Consider the following 15,318-nt stretch of genomic DNA (forward strand, 5'->3'; position numbering starts at 1 on the left):
CCATGCGCTCCAAGTATTCAGAAGGGGCTGGCTGTCGGACGCACGACGATCTCGCTCACGTCCACATCCGCTGGCTGCTCCACTGCGTACGCGATGGCGCGGGCAATCGCACCTGGGGTGATGGCGATGCGGCGGAACTCCTGCATTGCCGTACGTGCGGTGTCGTCGGTGATCGAGTCCGCGAGTTCGGACTCCACGACACCCGGGCAGACGACGGTTACGCGGATCTTGTCCGTCTCCTGACGCAGTCCGTCGGAAATGGCGCGCACCGCGAACTTGGTGGCGCAATAGACAGCTGCGGTCGGCGATACGGACAAGCCACCGATCGACGAGATATTGATGATCTGGCCCTGACCTTGCTGCTCCATCGTCGGTAGAACGGCCGCGATACCGTGCAGCACGCCGCGGATATTGACGTCGATCATCTGGTTCCACTCAGCCACCTTCAGCGCATTCAACGGCGAGAGCGGCATCACGCCAGCGTTGTTGATCAGTACGTCGATGCGGCCGAAGGCATCGAGCGCGAAGCGCGCAAATGCCGCAACGTCGTCCGCCGAGGTGACGTCGAGCGCGCGATAGCGGACCGTGCCGCCGGCCGATTGCAGTGATTCGGTCAGTTCGATCAGCCGATCCGTGCGTCGCGCGCCAACGACGAGGCGATGACCTTGCGCGGCGAGCAATCGGGCGACACCTTCCCCGATGCCACTGCTGGCGCCCGTGATGAGGATGACCTTCGATTCGGTGGATGGGATTGCCATCTTGCATACTCCTATTGTCGGTTCGGATTTGGAGGCATCTAGCGGCAACTGCCGCGCGAGATCCCTTGCCAGGAGCGGCCGCCAGGAAATGAATACGGTTTCGTCGGCCGGTGAATGCATGGTAGAGAAGGCCGGCGCCGGGGCGAATACACGGACCGATGGCGTTCTTGCCTATTTCTATCAATCCGTGCGACGGGCACGGAGCCAGGGGCTAGAATGGCAACCATCGCAAGACAAGGAGAAAGCGGTGTCGAAGGTCCGCAATCCTGCGTCCATCCGGATGGTCCGTCTGCTTGAGCGGCTGGCGCCCAATGAGGGCTACACCCAATCGGCGCTCGACAGCGTGCGGCTGATGCGCTCCGACCGCCCGCTCGGGCGTACGCCAGTGCTGTATGAGCCGAGCATCGTGATTGTCTGTCAGGGGCGCAAGCTCGGCTTCCTCGGCGATGGGGTCTATGTCTACGATGCGCAGCACTATCTCGTGCTATCTGTGCCGCTGCCATTCTCGACAGAGACGCAGGCCACGCCAGAGGAGCCCATGCTCGCAGTGTCCATTCGCCTGGACCTGATTGAACTCAGCGAATTGATCACGCAGATCGGGGCCGCCGGGCTTCATCCCGAGTCGCATCCGACCGGCATCGTTTCCACGCGGCTTGACGCAGACCTTGCCAACGCCACGATACGATTACTTGAGGCGTTGACGGCACCGCTGGATGCCCAGGTCCTGGGGCCTGCCATCGTGCGTGAGATCTGCTATCGCGTGCTGACGGGCGAGCAAGGCAGCGCCATGCGCGCGGCGCTTGCCCATCATGGCCGCTTTGGACGCGTGGCGCGGGCACTCAAGCGGATTCATGCCGACTATGCCCAGCCGCTCAACGTCGCGGGCCTTGCCGAGGAAGCGGGCATGAGCGTGCCGGCATTTCATGCCAACTTCCGTACGGTGACGCAGACATCCCCGATCCAGTACATCAAGTCCACCCGCCTTCATCAGGCCCGGTTGCTGATGATCCGCGACGGCGTGACGGCAGCGGCGGCGGCCGGACGCGTGGGCTATGAAAGCGCGTCCCAGTTCAGCCGCGAGTTCAAGCGCCTGTTTGGCCGTACACCGATCGAGGAGGTGCGCGACATGCGCGAGTCGTTCACGCTCTCGCCGGCGGTTAGCTTCGGCATGTAGGAACTGGCCCGCAAGGCAACAAGGCGCCAGGTGTTGCGAACCCCATTGCGCACCGCTCGCACAGGCGACGAGGTACCGTCACTGGCGTAGACGGTGCGTCGATCTTCGGATTGGTTTGCGCAGCAAGAATCGGAGTTTTGAACAAGGCGAGGATGCCTATTCTCTTGCTCAGGGCATCGAATGGTTTCGATGAACCCTGAGCAGGAAACCGGGCGTACCGGATAGGATGAGGCCGCGGATTCCTGTCATCGCCAGATGCCCCCGCTGGTGAGTCGCGCCGCCAAAGAATTCAACCGCAAAGATCGGAGTTTCTCAGGGGGTGTGAATGTCTACACTTACGACACCCTAAAGCCGACGTGAGCGATTTGCCATGAGAGTTCGTTCTTTTCCCACGTTCAAGTACAACTTCCGTACCCCGGGAAGCCGGGTAAAGGGACCTATTCGATTCGCCGTCGGCCAGACTTTGCCGGGTATGGTTCTCGTTGGACGAAGCCAGCGGGGCATCTGCGCCCTCTTCCGCGCGCAATGAGGGCCATTGCGGAGCGCTATAGCCCCATGGAGAGCTTGACTTGCGACTGGATGGACATGGAGCGTTCGCTTGATGCCCATGGAAATGCCGTCCTGCCTGGCCTGCTGGCTGCGGCGCAATGCGATGAGCTCGCGGCGCTGTACTCGAGGGAGGAAGGCTTTCGCGCTCGGATCGTCATGGCTCGCCACGGATTCGGGCGGGGTGAATACAAATACTTCACATACCCATTGCCACCGCTGCTCAATTGGCTGCGACATGCGCTGTATCCCCAACTCGTGCCGATCGCCAACCGCTGGAACCGGCAGTTGGGAATCGACACGCAATACCCGGATGAGCTGGATGCATTCCTCGACCGATGTCACCAGGCCGGGCAGACGCGGCCGACGCCGCTGATCCTCCAGTATGGCGAAGGTGACTACAACTGCCTGCATCAGGATCTCTACGGCGAGCACGTTTTCCCGTTGCAGGTGGCAATTCTCTTGTCGGAACCCGGCAGGGACTTCGCCGGTGGCGAGTTCGTCATGACAGAGTTTTCGGCCAAAGGGCAACGCGCCGATGTCGTCGCACTGCGCCAGGGCGATGCGGTGGTATTCACCGTCAATCAGCGGCCAGCGACGGGGTTGCGCGGCATCAAGAAAGTGGCGATGCGGCATGGCGTCAGCCGCATCCGCAGCGGCAAGCGGCATACGGTGGGGCTTATCTTCCACGATTCGAGGTGAACATGGCGTCGCTTGAACTCTTCGGGACAAGTGGCGAACGCCTGCGCCCGGGTTCAAGCGCCTTTGTGCTGCGCCGATTCGCACTGCCGACTGTGAGCGAGCCGATGCCCGCCATTCCTGACATCGCCACCATGTCGCCATTTCGGCACATGGTGACGCCTGCAGGCTTCGCCGTGTCGGTTGCGCTGACGCACAGCGGGATGGGCATCGGAATTCAAGAGCAAGAGTCGGAGTGTTTTCCCGCGATGACACAACTAGAGTAGCCGCAGTTGCCAAGGCGCCCCCATGCACTCGATATTCATAGAAGCGACGAACGAACAAGCCGATGCGCGCCGCCAGATTGAGGCCTATTGCCAGTCGTTGGTGGACGTTGGTACGGCGCAATGGCGGGTCGGCGATACCGGCGCTATCGAGCTGCACATGGAAAGCGGCGAGGCCTACTTGTTTGGCGATTGGGGCGTCACCCGCCTGAGATGAGCAGATTGACCACCCCAAGTGAGCCACCGATTCATTCAACAAGGAGTGCATCATGCGAATGTTCTTGAGCTATCTGGAGTCGCCGCTGGGCGGCCTACTGCTCGTCACCGATGCGCGGCAGATCGTACGCGGGCTCGATTTTGCCGACCACAAGGCGCGCCAGCATCGCAGCTTGCGCGACCACTATGGCAGTGTCGAGCTGGTTGACGTTCCGGCCCCTTCCGAGATCGCAGAAGCCTTGGCTCGCTATTTTGCGGGTGAATCAGGCGCGCTGGATGCCCTGCGGACTGAAACCGCTGGTTCTCAGCTTCAGCGCCGGGTCTGGGCCGCGCTGCGCCGCATTCCGGCCGGCACGACCACGACCTACGGCAAGCTGGCGAAGGAACTGGGTTTCGACGATCCGCGCGCGGCCATCGACATCGGTGCGGCCAATGGCGCCAATCCGATCGCCATCATCGTACCGTGTCATCGGGTCATCGCCAGCAATGGCGACCTCAAGGGTTACGCATGGGGGGTGTCCCGTAAACGCTGGCTACTGGAACACGAGAGGGCGATCGCGCCCGAGCGTGCCGAACCCCAGACCGCCATGCTGCCGGGGATCTGATCTTGGCCGATACCATTGCTGCCGGCTTGTCTGCGCTCGCGTACGAACGGGCCTCACAGTACTTGTCCGGCCTGGATGCAGACTGGGCACGCCATATCGCCATTGTTGGCCCATGCCGACATGAGACCAAACCTGCGCGCGAGCCCTACGAAGCCTTGGTGCGCGCCATCGCCTACCAGCAGTTGCACGCCAAGGCCGGCGATGCGATTCTTGCGCGACTGCTGGCGCTCTATCCGGGAGCCCCCTTCCCATCGCCGGCACAACTCCTGTCGACCGATCCCGAGTCACAGCGGGCGTGCGGCTTCTCGGCCACCAAGCTGGCCACCCTACGTGGCATCGCGCAGGCCGCGGTGGACGGAATCGTGCCCAGTCTGGATGAAGCTCGGCGCCTTCCTGACGCCGCGCTGATCGAGCGCCTGGTCTCCCTGCGTGGCGTGGGGCGCTGGACCGTCGAAATGTTCCTGATCTACTCATTGGAGCGCTCAGACATCCTGCCTGCGGACGACTTCGGCGTGCGCGAGGGTTATCGGCGCCTGAAGGGCTTGGAGAAGGCGCCGACACCTCGGCAGATGCGCGAGATCGGCGGGGCCTGGAGTCCCTGGCGGACTGTCGCGGCCTGGTACTTGTGGCGACTGCCGCCTACATGATGAAATTCATTCGCAAGAATCGGAGTTCTTGCGAATGAATTCCTGCTTATCCTGTCTCTGTGATTAACGATTCCAGGACTGTCGCCATGAGTACGACCCATGCTTACGAAACCGAGGATACCCGTTGGGAAGCTGTGCAGGCACGGGATGTCGCGGCCGATGGGCACTTCGTCTATGCCGTGCGCACCACGGGTGTGTACTGTCAGCCTAGCTCTACGGCACGGCTACCCAAGCGCGAAAACGTGGAGTTCTTCGACTCGGCAAAAGCTGCCGAAGCGGCGGGCTACCGCCCCAGCCGCCGCGCACGTGGCGACCAGACCAGCGCGGCAGCCGAGCGCGCCGCGCTGGTGGAGCGTGCCTGTCGCCTGATCGAGGCGTCAGAGACACCGCCCCAGCTCGACGACCTGGCAGCCGAAATCGGCATGAGCCCGTTCCATTTCCACCGTCTGTTCAAGGCCGAAACGGGCCTCACCCCCAAGGCCTACAGCTCGGCCTATCGTGCCCGCAAGCTGAGGGAGGAGTTGAGCACACCCAACGCTTCGGTCACCAGCGCGATCTATGGTGCCGGCTTCAACTCCAATAGCCGGTTCTACGAAGCCTCCGACCATCTGCTGGGCATGCGGGCGCGAGACTACCTGGCAGGCGGCACCGGGGCGGTCATTCGATTCGCGGTGGGGCAATGCTCGCTAGGTGCCATTCTGGTCGCGCAGAGCCAGCGCGGCATTTGCGCCATTCTGTTGGGCGACGACCCGGATGCGCTGGTGCGTGACCTGCAGGACCAGTTCCGCAAGGCTCGGCTTATCGGCGGCGATGCTGAGTTCGAGCAATTGATCGCCCAGGTAGTGGGGTTCATCGAGGCACCGGCTATCGGTCTGCACTTACCGTTGGACGTACAGGGCACGGCCTTCCAGGAGCGCGTCTGGCGGGTTCTGCGCGAGATTCCGCCGGGCACGACCGTGAGCTACGCGGAGATCGCCGAGCGCATCGGCGCTCCCAAGGCCGTGCGTGCCGTAGCGCAGGCCTGTGCTGCGAACCACATTGCCGTGGCCATTCCATGCCACCGCGTCGTGCGGCGCGATGGCGATCTCGCCGGCTACCGCTGGGGCGTGGATCGCAAGCGCGAATTGCTCCAACGCGAAGCTCAAACCTGAAAAGATGCTGCCATGACGCAATTCTCCGATGCGCTCGATCAACTGGATTGGTTTGCCATAGACGGCCACCTGGAGGCAGATGGCTACGCCGTGATTCCGGGACTGCTTGCAGCCGATCAGGCGCGCGAGCTGGCGCGGCGGACCGATTTCGACGGAAAGACTCGCCGAACGCCATTGGCGACCACCGATCTCGGGCAAGGTGATCTGTTCTACTTCGATCAGAACTTACCGGACCCGTGGCAGTCGCTGCGCGAAGCGTTTTATCCCAAGCTCGCGGCAATTGCCAACGCGTGGAACGAGCGACTGGACATAACTTACCGCTATCCAGAGGAATTGGCAGCGTTCCTCCAGCAATGCAGCGCGGCGGGACAGAAGCGCGGCCAGTCCTACCTGAGCCGGCTGAGTGCCGGAGACTACGTCGCGTTGCACCAACGCAGTGATGCAGCACACGTATTCCCGATGCAAGTCGTTGCCTTGCTTACGACACCGGGTGACGACTTCCTCGGGGGGGAGTTTGTCATGACGGAGCAGCGCCCACGCATGCAATCACGGCCACTGGTCGTTCCGCTCAAACTTGGCGATGTAGCCATTATCACGACAGCTCAGCGCCCGTTCAAAGGCACGCGTGGCGACTATCGGGTCAACCTCAAGCACGCGATCAGTCGCGTCCGGCAGGGTGAACGTATTGGCGTGGAACTCACGTTCCATCATGTTGTGTGAGCCTGGATGGTGGATCGGACCATGACCGAATCGAGAGCCTGGACGCTGATCGGACGGGACGGCAAGCCCTATGAGAGTTCGGTGCCAGGCACACTCGGTGGCCATCGAGGCGGGCGGATCTACGGCAGATTGGATTGCCGAGCGGCCCTGCAGTCCATCGCCCGCGGGGGCTATATCAAACAGCGAGTCTTCTTTCTCGACGAGTCGATCGCTATCGCCGCCTGCTTCCGGCCGTGTGCGGTTTGCATGCCTGACCGATACGCGGCCTGGAAGAGGACGCAAGCCACAGGAAGCCGCCCTACATCACGAAATCGAGTGCAGTCATGACCGCTGAAACGCTATTCAACACAGCCTTGGAGAAGGCCTCGGGAGGAGAACTCTTGAAACCGCAGTCCCTGGCCGACAAGCTGGCGATGGTTGATTGGCTCGCATTCGAAGAAGCGCTGACGCGCGATGGATACGCCGTGATTCCGGCGCTTTTGACATGCGACCAGTGCGAGGCAGTCACTGGATACTTTCCAGAGGACCAGCGATTCCGAAGCCGGATCGTGATGGAGCGATACGCATTTGGGCGAGGCGAATACAAATACTTCTGCGACCCACTGCCTGATCTCATCGGCGAACTGCGGCGCGACCTCTATCCACGGCTCTCGCCCATTGCGAATCGCTGGCATGCGGTCATGCGCATTGCGCAGAGGTTCCCAGCCACACATGCGGAATTCCGCGAAATCTGCCGCCGGGCAGGACAGACCCGTCCAACCCCGCTCCTGCTACGCTATGGCGCCAACGATTATTGCTGCCTCCACCAGGATCTGTATGGCGACCACGCATTTCCGTTCCAGGCGGTCTTCTTGCTCAACGAGCCGGGGCGCGACTTTGACGGTGGCGAATTGCTGCTAACCGAAACGCACCCGACAAAGCCGGGACGTGCGCAGGTCGTACCCCTGCGTCAAGGTGATGCCGTGATCTTTGCCGTGAATCACAGGCCCATCCGCTCGGTGCGAGGATTCCAGCGCCTGAGTCTGCGTCATGGTGTTAGCAAGCTGCATCGGGGTCAGCGGCATACCTTGGGCATCATCTTTCATGATGCTAGATGACTGCAGTCGGTAGCCGATCCATTGCGACAATCTCGGTCGGTGCGTATGAGAATGGCCAGTGGATTCCATAGCGACCAAGTGAAGACACGGGTCGATCCCGCCAGGGGCGACAGCAAACCTGCTTCATGGAGGTCCCCCAGCGCACTGATGACTGGGTCGGCGCCGCACAGGGCAAACCGGCTGCCTTTGCCGTCGGCGTTAGGAACCAATTGGCGTACGTCAGTCCGCCGCTCGGGGGCGGGAGCTCTCTGCCTGCCCATCCGTCGTGCATATCTGGCCGGCGCAATCGGCTTCACGGAATTCACGACCTCAGGTGTCCGCGTATCGGTGCGGATCAGTCATTGATTAATCATGGGCTGACCGAGCGAGATTGGCCGGGAAGGGATCTCGGTCATCAGGCAGCCGGCCGTCGCTTCCCGACCCTATAGCGCCGTTCGAGTCTTCGCCATCGCGACGGCAGCTATCAGGAGCCAACGGTCATCCGTGCACACATTCGCTCCGGCAGTTGGTTGGCTCCTCTGGCTGCTTCTCAAGGCCTGCGGCTGCCGCTGGCTTCGCATATGCTTGCCTTCGCCAACACGCCAACTCTGCTTCGGAGGTGGCGTCTTCGCCTAAGGCAGCAAGCAAGTTGAAAGTGGCGGTCATATCTGTTGAGGGCAACAGCCCGCCACAAGGTCTAGGACAGCAGATCGGCGCCATAGCACCCTCCCCTAGATGGAGGACAACATCGGTTCGCACTTGGCAATCACGGACAACTCAACCCTAACCCGGGAACGCCTTCCCCATCGGCTTTATCCGAATCCCCGGAGCTAGCCGAGTCCACGGCAAATCGGCCGGATCCGCCGTCATTGGACCAGGTGCCTTGGCGACGAGCACCGCGTGGGCGATGCCCTGGAAGTCGGCGCGGAAGTGCACCGAGCTCTTGTTGACGAGGATTCTCATCGCTTCCGGCTCGATGCCGCCCACGCGATAGAGATTGCGGTCGAGCATCTGGGCCTTGCCGCCGCTCACCACGATCAGCACGCCTTCGATCCGCAGGCAGGCCATGGGGCCGACGTCGGCAAGCATGCCATTCATCATTGGCCCGTCATAGCGGCACACGCCATTGGACAGCGTCACGACCTCGAAGCGCGCATGGAGCGGCTCGTCGCCGGGAACGCCGGAGACGCCGCCGAGTTTCAGTTCGATAATCGCGCCGACGCCGGCGCGATGGGCAGCAGCCGCAGCCGCCGGATCCCAGATCAAGCCGATTGCCGCACCCTTTGCGCCATTTCGCAGTAAGGCGCGGAGCATGCCCGTCGTGTTCGAATCGCCTCCCGCACCAGGGTTGTCCTGCGTGTCGGCGATGACGACCGGCTTGTCAGCCCCCTCGGAAAGCCGCATTGCCTCGCGCACGGCGTCGTCGGGTGACAGGAACGGGACTTGCCAAGCGGCTTCATCGGCCAGCATCTTGTCGTAGAGGGTCTGGACTGCTGCCTCGACGGATACGGCGTCATCGCCATAACCCCAGATCACCGGGCCGCATTCGGGGAAATCGGCCGCCGGAAAGCCGGGCGCGAACGACAGCGAGGCCACACCGACGGTCTCCAGCGCCGAGAGCTGTGCGTACATGCCAAGCGACGGTTCGAGCAATGTGCACATGCCGTTGATCGGTATCAGAAATGGCAGCCGGCGCGCGGTTCGATGCAGCGGGCGGCAGCCGGCGGCTGCCTGCCGGTCGAGCAGGCGCTGGAGCAGCATGGCTGCACGCTCCCCAGTCTCGGCCATGTCGACATGGGGGTAGGTGCGGTACGCAACCAGCGCGTCGGCCTCGCGCAGCATCCGCTCGGTGACATTGGCATGCAGGTCGAGCGACGCAACCAGGGGCACGGCAGGGCCGACCGCCGCGCGCACGCGCTCGAGCAGCGTGCCTTCGCCGTCGTCGGTATGCTCGGCGACCATGGCGCCGTGCAGATCGAGGTACACCGCCTCGAAGCCGCCCCGGCGAACCGCCTCAACGATTTCGCCGGCAATGCGCTCGAAGGCGTTCTCGGTGACATGGGCCGACGGGCTCGCGCCCGCCCAGATCACCGGCAACAGGCCCCAGCCACGCCTTTCGGCCGCGGCGATGAATCCGCCCGCGGGAATATTGACGTCGCGTAGCGCGAGCACGTGTTCGCCGCGCGCCATGGCCGGGAAACCCTCGCCACGTTCGAAGTTTGTGTAAGAGGCCTTCGATGGCGCGAATGTATTGGTTTCGTGCTGAAAGCCGGCGATCAAGATGCGCGTTGCCAAGAGACTGTCTCCCAAGAAGAATGGTTAATGCGCCAGCGGTAAAGCCGTCAGCGCAGGCGACACAAAGCCGCGACTAGCGTTGATATCCTGCGGACCCGCGACGTCAGGCGGTCCCCAACGCGCCGTGGGGCACGGGCAGCCGGTTCGCCATGAGTACCGCGGCGCCCGCGACCAGCAGCGTGACCATGACCAGCAGTCCGGCTTCCATACTGCCTGTCGCGGTGCGAATTGCACCAATGATGGTCGGACTCAGGAAGCCGCCGATCAGGCCGATCGTATTGATCAACGCGATGCCGCCCGCGGCCGCGTCGCCCTTCAGGTATTGCGATGGAATCGCCCAGAACACGGTGTAAGCCGCCCACATCATCGCCGTGGCGATCGTCATGCAGAGCAGCGAGACTGTGAGGTTGCCGCTGGCGACCGTCGCCGCAGCCAGCGCGACCGCGCCGACCAACGCGGGCACTGCGCTGTGCAAGCGGCGCTCGCCGCGGCGGTCCGAACTGCGACTGATGACGACCATCGCGATCGCGGCGCCAATGTACGGGATCATCGAATAAAAGCCGATCTGCATGGTATCGATCACACCGCTGGCCTTGAGGATCGATGGCAGCCAGAAACTCACGGCGTAGATGCCGCAGATCATGGTGAAGTAGGGAAACGCCAGCAGGTACACGCGCGGATCCCGCGCCACTTGCCGGAACGAGTGATGACCGGCGCCAGGCGTGCTCAGGTCGGCGGCGAGCATCTGCTTCTCCCTCTCCGTCAGCCATTTCGCGTCGGCCGGCTTGTCAACCAGCACCCTGAGTGCGAGCACGCCGAGCACCGCGCATGGCAGGCCTTCAACGACGAACATCCATTGCCAGCCGGCCAGGCCGTGTGCGCCCGCCAGGCCTGTCATCAGCCACGTCGACAGCGGCGAGCCGAAGATGCCACCGATCGGGCCGGCGAGCATGACGATCGCCATCACACTGGCCATGCGCCGCTGGCCGTACCAGTACGTCAGGTAGAAGATCATGCCGGGTGCGAAGCCGGCCTCGAACACGCCGAGCAGGAAGCGCAGCGCATAGAACGTTGTCTCGTCATGGACGAACATCATGCCCGCCGAGGTCAGGCCCCACAGCACCATGATTCGGCTAATGGTCTTGCGCGCACCGATCCTGGGCAGCAGAAGGTTGCTCGGGATCTCGAACAGGACGTAGCCCAAGAAGAAGATGCCTGCGCCGAGTCCATAGGCCGCATCGGAGATACCAAGGTCGCTCTGCATGTGGAGCTTCGCGAATCCGATATTCACGCGATCCAGATAAGCGAACGTGTAGCACAGCAGCAGGAAAGGCAGCAGGCGCCAGTTCAGTTTGCGGTACAGGGCCTGACGGGTTGGGCTGTCCTGTGCGGCTGGGCCTTGGGGGGACGGAATGGCGGACATTGTCTCTCTCCTTTTTGGGGCGCATTCTTTTGAACCCCGTATTGATTGTTGAATCGTCGGTCAAAAGAAAAAACAGAGCAAGAGCAACTTAAGTGAGTTATTGTTGCTCATTGGGCAACACATCACATCTAGATGGGAATCCAACATGCGCGAACTGAATCAGCGCCGCTTGCGTTACTTCCATGAAGTACTCACGCACGGCTCTATCCGCGGCGCGGCTGACAGCATCAACACGGCGCCGTCCGTCATCACGCGGCAGATCCGATTGCTCGAGGAAGAAATTGGCGCCCCGCTGTTCGAGCGCCAGGCACGCGGCGTACAGCCGACCGAGGCCGCGGCGCACCTGCTCGAGTACTGGCGCGGCTGCCGCTCTCAGCAGGAACTGTTCGAAGACCGCCTGCAGGCGCTGCGCGGACTGCAACACGGCCAAGTGCGGATCGCCACCAGCGAAGGTTATGTCGACGTCCTGATGGACGAGGTGCTCACCGATTTCTGCGCGCGCTATCCGAAGCTCGACGTGGCCGTGGATATCCTCCCGGTCAACAATGTGCTCCAGGAAGTGGCCGAGAGCCGCGCGCATATCGGCCTGGCATACAACCCGCCGACCCATCCGGATATTGAGTACATCGCCACGTCGTCGCAGCCGGTGGTTCTGCTCGTCCATGCCGGGCACCCACTCGCCTTACGCGGCGGATCGGTCGAGGTGCACGAACTCACCGAATATCCGCTCGCGCTGATGCCGCCGGCGTTCGGCCTCGGACAGGTCGTGCAGATGCTTGCCTACGCGGAGAACATCCAGATCCGCCCGACGCTTACAACCAACTCCCTCGCGGTGTTACGCCACTTTGTCAAGCGCCACGACGGGGTCACGCTGATCGGCGCATTCGCGGCCTATCGGGAGCTAGAGGCAGGTGAGCTCGTCGCGCTGCCAATCGAGCATCCTTTGTTCGACGCTGCCAAGGCGCGGCTGCTGGTCAAGGCGGGGCGGCCCCTCGGCGTGGCAGCCGATACGTTGTTGGGTTGCATCCTTCGGGATATGAAGATGTTCGCAAAAAATGGAGGGCGCAAGGGAAAGACGGCCGCACGCAGCAGGGCAGGCTAACGCTCCCCTAGAAGGTCCCAAGAAGGTGGGATTCCCAGACCACACGGTCGTCCGCATGACAAAGTCGCGCACGGGACGCGACTTTGTGTTCCAGCTTGCACGCGACGAGATGCTGGTCAGGGCGACCAGATCCCGGTCCACATCGCCTATCCCGTGAACCGACATCTCGCGTCGAAGGTGCGAGTGTTCATCGATAGGCCGCCGAGCTCTTCCGCACGCTTCAGGCGGCCTGACGGTGCGCCGCTATGCAGCGAACGCGGGACCGATTGGGCGGAGCGCAGGCCAGGCTGCAAACGGGCCCATCGCAAATCTGCCGAATCGAGGGTGCCCGCTGTGATGGGTCCGCTCTCTATGCGGAACGGACGTCTGAGCGTCCGACAGGGCCCGCTGGCGAATGGCAGGAGATGGCCGGGAAGGGACCTCGGTAATCAGCCAGCCGGCCGCCGCTTCTGCTCCATTGCGGACCGTCACGCCTTCCGAAAGCGGTCACTCACGAGTGCATTTCGACTATGAACATGCGCGCTTGCTGGGCTTCCCGACGTTCGGCCTTGATCGGCGCATACCTCTCGGAATTGTAGAAGGCTACCGCTTGGGCGAGAGTCGGAAACTCAAACACGCCGGCCATCGGCAGCGGCACCTCTTCCCCTTCTAGAATCTGCGCAACAGGACCGAAATGCAGAATCCGCCCGCCCGCCTCCTTTAGCGCCGCCTGAAAGCGCGGAGCGAGCGCGGCCTGCTTGGCCGAGTCGATGACGCGTAGATTGACGTGTACGTATGCCGGCATTGTGCCTCCTCTCAATAATGCATATACACTATTATGCTACGATGGGGGTTGTCAAGGAGGTAGACGTGAACGGTTTTGATCCAGAATCTTTGAAGGGCGTCGAAGCAGAGTGTCCGGGCTTCCAGGCTCGTGCAACGGCGCGTGCACTCACGCGATATTACAATGCCTGCTTCAAGCCGCTCGGGCTGACGGCCGAGCAATTCAGCCTCTTGGTTGGGATCGGTGCGACCGAGGGGGCGACGCTCGTCGAGCTTGCGGATAGGGCCGGAGTCGATCCGACTACCCTCAGCCGAAATGTTCAGAATCTGGAGAGCCGAGATTTGGTTCGCGCTGAAGGCGGACGTGGCCGCGCTGGAAAGCGGCTAGCTCTGACGACATCCGGGCGTCGACTCGTGGTCGATGCGTTCCCGGTGTGGAATTGGGCCAAGGCGGAACTCGCCCGTCGCATGGGCGACGAAGACCTTCGTTCGGCAAGGCAGGCGATGGCGGAGCTGGCCGAGGCCGCGGAATCCTCATGTACATAAAACGACATTTGCGGCACGAGGCTCGAGATAACATCAGAAAGGCTAGTCAACGAGAATTTGCGTACGTACGGCGCTCCTGGATTGTGCACTGTGTTGGGCACCGTTTTTTGTCCGAAATAGACGCCACCAACGACCGCTATCGAGAACATTTCGCGCTTTACGGCTACGACCGCTCGTGGCCGAGAACGAACCTCGGCCCGCCGCTACCCAATCGTCCCCTCCCGACCCGCCATTCACCGTTGCTCTTGACATGTCCGTTACGCTGACGAAGGCGGACGAATGACTGACTCGGACGGCGTTCCCGGAGCCTCATTCGACCGTGATTTGAGGATTGCGTCAGCGAACTCAACGAACCCAGCGCCGCCGGGGCTATTTGTGATCCATTGAGGCGGAACAGGTAATTGTGGCAAATAATCGACTACGGTGCTCACGCCGGCCGTATGCTTAAAGAAGCCGAACATTGGCGCGTCGTTGGTTGAATCACCGGAATATGCGACCAATTGGGTCGCAGCCTCTGCGCCAATGCCAAACGTTTCGGCAAGCACTCGTAGCGACATCGACAGCTTGTCGTAGCCGCCGATCCAACCCAGTATCCAAAGGTTATTGATGGTTGCATCAGCGCCGGCACCAATAAGGGCATTGACAATTCGATCATCCACTTCAGTACCGGTACGGCTGTACGCGAGACTGGTCAGTCGGAAGACTTGATCGTCTGCCTGACGCGCTTGCGGTACCGCTTTCTCGACAATCTTTGAAATGACGTGAAGTCTCTCTCGTACGTCTGCGAAGCGTTCCGACGGGTGCCAGTAATGCCGCTCGATGCGGTGCCCGTCTGGACTGCGCCGGAGAAAAAGCCCGCCATTCTCTGCGATCACGCCGTCGACCGGCCACATGCGCGCCATCTGATCACACCATCCAGCGGGCGCGGCGGTTACAGGCACCACGCATATACCGTGAGTCTGCAACCGTTCGAGTGCCATGTATGTGTTGGCGTGCAACCGGCCTCGATAGGTCAACGTCTCATCCATGTCGGTGAGTACGAATCGGACCGTCGAGAATTGAAGGACTGGCGCTAAGGATAAATGCAGCATGCTATCAATCATCGAATGAACGACGTCAATTATGACCGTCGGCGAGAGGAGCGTTATGCCTATTTCGTGATTGCTTATGTGTTCGGGCCTCAACAGGCTGCCGAAATACTGTTTTTTGAACCCCGGCCTAGTACTGACGACCTCGCAGGACGGCGCACAATCGATTCTCTCAACACCGTCGAGGGGTGAGGTACCCCTTGGCAGGCCTCAATCGGAGGTGCCAAAAAGGTATTTCAGCAGCCTG

Annotated in this window: 18 protein-coding genes; 13 read left to right on the plus strand and 5 right to left on the minus strand. The window is 61.9% G+C overall.

Going from position 1 to position 15,318, the window contains the following annotated elements; all coding sequences use genetic code 11:
* Positions 1 to 17: 17 nt before the first annotated feature.
* Positions 18 to 758, minus strand: coding sequence for an SDR family oxidoreductase (locus ACX12D_RS27375; RefSeq protein WP_459374157.1), 741 nt, complete (start codon positions 756 to 758; stop codon positions 18 to 20).
* Positions 759 to 1,038: 280 nt separating this feature from the next.
* Between ACX12D_RS27375 and ACX12D_RS27380 the strand changes: the two genes are divergently transcribed.
* From ACX12D_RS27380 to ACX12D_RS27425, 10 genes are all read left to right on the plus strand, one after another.
* Positions 1,039 to 1,932 carry an AraC family transcriptional regulator gene (locus tag ACX12D_RS27380; protein WP_459376538.1) on the plus strand — a complete coding sequence of 298 codons (894 nt, stop codon included), beginning with the start codon at positions 1,039 to 1,041 and terminating at the stop codon, positions 1,930 to 1,932.
* Positions 1,933 to 2,487: 555 nt separating this feature from the next.
* On the plus strand, positions 2,488 to 3,180 hold the full coding sequence (locus ACX12D_RS27385) for a 2OG-Fe(II) oxygenase (protein WP_459374158.1): 693 nt from the start codon (positions 2,488 to 2,490) through the stop codon (positions 3,178 to 3,180).
* 2 nt (positions 3,181 to 3,182) lie between these two features.
* Complete coding sequence (locus tag ACX12D_RS27390) at positions 3,183 to 3,443, plus strand: hypothetical protein (protein WP_459374159.1); 261 nt, start codon at positions 3,183 to 3,185, stop codon at positions 3,441 to 3,443.
* Between the two features lie 22 nt (positions 3,444 to 3,465).
* Entirely contained in the window at positions 3,466 to 3,657 is a 192-nt protein-coding gene (locus ACX12D_RS27395; RefSeq protein WP_459374160.1) for a hypothetical protein, read from the plus strand.
* 52 nt (positions 3,658 to 3,709) lie between these two features.
* A complete protein-coding gene (locus ACX12D_RS27400) occupies positions 3,710 to 4,261 on the plus strand; it encodes a methylated-DNA--[protein]-cysteine S-methyltransferase (RefSeq protein ID WP_459374161.1) in 552 nt (183 codons plus the stop codon).
* 2 nt (positions 4,262 to 4,263) lie between these two features.
* Positions 4,264 to 4,908, plus strand: coding sequence for a DNA-3-methyladenine glycosylase family protein (locus ACX12D_RS27405; protein WP_459374163.1), 645 nt, complete (start codon positions 4,264 to 4,266; stop codon positions 4,906 to 4,908).
* Between the two features lie 86 nt (positions 4,909 to 4,994).
* On the plus strand, positions 4,995 to 6,059 hold the full coding sequence (gene ada, locus ACX12D_RS27410) for a bifunctional DNA-binding transcriptional regulator/O6-methylguanine-DNA methyltransferase Ada (RefSeq protein WP_459374164.1): 1,065 nt from the start codon (positions 4,995 to 4,997) through the stop codon (positions 6,057 to 6,059).
* Between the two features lie 12 nt (positions 6,060 to 6,071).
* Positions 6,072 to 6,779: a 2OG-Fe(II) oxygenase gene (locus tag ACX12D_RS27415; protein WP_459374165.1), complete on the plus strand. Its 708-nt coding sequence runs from the start codon at positions 6,072 to 6,074 to the stop codon at positions 6,777 to 6,779.
* A gap of 21 nt (positions 6,780 to 6,800) precedes the next feature.
* Positions 6,801 to 7,106, plus strand: coding sequence for a metal-binding protein (locus ACX12D_RS27420; RefSeq protein WP_459374166.1), 306 nt, complete (start codon positions 6,801 to 6,803; stop codon positions 7,104 to 7,106).
* 86 nt (positions 7,107 to 7,192) lie between these two features.
* On the plus strand, positions 7,193 to 7,876 hold the full coding sequence (locus tag ACX12D_RS27425) for a 2OG-Fe(II) oxygenase (RefSeq protein WP_459376539.1): 684 nt from the start codon (positions 7,193 to 7,195) through the stop codon (positions 7,874 to 7,876).
* A gap of 762 nt (positions 7,877 to 8,638) precedes the next feature.
* Here the strand turns inward: ACX12D_RS27425 and ACX12D_RS27430 are convergent.
* Positions 8,639 to 10,150 carry a M81 family metallopeptidase gene (locus ACX12D_RS27430; RefSeq protein WP_459374167.1) on the minus strand — a complete coding sequence of 504 codons (1,512 nt, stop codon included), beginning with the start codon at positions 10,148 to 10,150 and terminating at the stop codon, positions 8,639 to 8,641.
* A gap of 103 nt (positions 10,151 to 10,253) precedes the next feature.
* Positions 10,254 to 11,573, minus strand: a complete 1,320-nt coding sequence (locus ACX12D_RS27435; RefSeq protein WP_459374168.1) for an MFS transporter — start codon at positions 11,571 to 11,573, stop codon at positions 10,254 to 10,256.
* Between the two features lie 145 nt (positions 11,574 to 11,718).
* Between ACX12D_RS27435 and ACX12D_RS27440 the strand changes: the two genes are divergently transcribed.
* On the plus strand, positions 11,719 to 12,675 hold the full coding sequence (locus ACX12D_RS27440; protein ID WP_459374169.1) for a LysR family transcriptional regulator: 957 nt from the start codon (positions 11,719 to 11,721) through the stop codon (positions 12,673 to 12,675).
* A 490-nt stretch (positions 12,676 to 13,165) separates the two neighbouring features.
* Here ACX12D_RS27440 and ACX12D_RS27445 read toward each other — a convergent pair whose 3' ends face one another.
* Complete coding sequence (locus ACX12D_RS27445; RefSeq protein ID WP_459374170.1) at positions 13,166 to 13,459, minus strand: DUF1330 domain-containing protein; 294 nt, start codon at positions 13,457 to 13,459, stop codon at positions 13,166 to 13,168.
* Between the two features lie 65 nt (positions 13,460 to 13,524).
* Between ACX12D_RS27445 and ACX12D_RS27450 the strand changes: the two genes are divergently transcribed.
* Positions 13,525 to 13,983 carry a MarR family winged helix-turn-helix transcriptional regulator gene (locus ACX12D_RS27450; RefSeq protein WP_459374171.1) on the plus strand — a complete coding sequence of 153 codons (459 nt, stop codon included), beginning with the start codon at positions 13,525 to 13,527 and terminating at the stop codon, positions 13,981 to 13,983.
* 257 nt (positions 13,984 to 14,240) lie between these two features.
* On the opposite strand, the gene ACX12D_RS27455 is transcribed toward ACX12D_RS27450, so the two are convergent.
* A complete protein-coding gene (locus ACX12D_RS27455) occupies positions 14,241 to 15,074 on the minus strand; it encodes an HAD-IIB family hydrolase (RefSeq protein ID WP_459374172.1) in 834 nt (277 codons plus the stop codon).
* Positions 15,075 to 15,089: 15 nt separating this feature from the next.
* On the opposite strand from ACX12D_RS27455, the gene ACX12D_RS27460 reads away from it, so the two are divergent.
* A complete protein-coding gene (locus tag ACX12D_RS27460; RefSeq protein WP_459374174.1) occupies positions 15,090 to 15,263 on the plus strand; it encodes a hypothetical protein in 174 nt (57 codons plus the stop codon).
* Positions 15,264 to 15,318: the final 55 nt, after the last annotated feature.

This window comes from Cupriavidus sp. PET2-C1, assembly GCF_054515855.1.

Coding starts and splice junctions, on each gene's coding strand:
- ada (WP_459374164.1), top strand. CDS start 4,995: ATGAGTACGACCCATGCTTACGAAACCGAGGATACCCGTTGGGAAGCT.
- ACX12D_RS27445 (WP_459374170.1), bottom strand. CDS start 13,459: ATGCCGGCATACGTACACGTCAATCTACGCGTCATCGACTCGGCCAAG.
- ACX12D_RS27415 (WP_459374165.1), top strand. CDS start 6,072: ATGACGCAATTCTCCGATGCGCTCGATCAACTGGATTGGTTTGCCATA.
- ACX12D_RS27425 (WP_459376539.1), top strand. CDS start 7,193: ATGGTTGATTGGCTCGCATTCGAAGAAGCGCTGACGCGCGATGGATAC.
- ACX12D_RS27375 (WP_459374157.1), bottom strand. CDS start 758: ATGGCAATCCCATCCACCGAATCGAAGGTCATCCTCATCACGGGCGCC.
- ACX12D_RS27460 (WP_459374174.1), top strand. CDS start 15,090: ATGAACGACGTCAATTATGACCGTCGGCGAGAGGAGCGTTATGCCTAT.
- ACX12D_RS27400 (WP_459374161.1), top strand. CDS start 3,710: ATGCGAATGTTCTTGAGCTATCTGGAGTCGCCGCTGGGCGGCCTACTG.
- ACX12D_RS27380 (WP_459376538.1), top strand. CDS start 1,039: ATGGTCCGTCTGCTTGAGCGGCTGGCGCCCAATGAGGGCTACACCCAA.
- ACX12D_RS27420 (WP_459374166.1), top strand. CDS start 6,801: ATGACCGAATCGAGAGCCTGGACGCTGATCGGACGGGACGGCAAGCCC.
- ACX12D_RS27435 (WP_459374168.1), bottom strand. CDS start 11,573: ATGTCCGCCATTCCGTCCCCCCAAGGCCCAGCCGCACAGGACAGCCCA.
- ACX12D_RS27390 (WP_459374159.1), top strand. CDS start 3,183: ATGGCGTCGCTTGAACTCTTCGGGACAAGTGGCGAACGCCTGCGCCCG.
- ACX12D_RS27395 (WP_459374160.1), top strand. CDS start 3,466: ATGCACTCGATATTCATAGAAGCGACGAACGAACAAGCCGATGCGCGC.
- ACX12D_RS27385 (WP_459374158.1), top strand. CDS start 2,488: ATGGAGAGCTTGACTTGCGACTGGATGGACATGGAGCGTTCGCTTGAT.
- ACX12D_RS27455 (WP_459374172.1), bottom strand. CDS start 15,074: ATGCTGCATTTATCCTTAGCGCCAGTCCTTCAATTCTCGACGGTCCGA.
- ACX12D_RS27440 (WP_459374169.1), top strand. CDS start 11,719: ATGCGCGAACTGAATCAGCGCCGCTTGCGTTACTTCCATGAAGTACTC.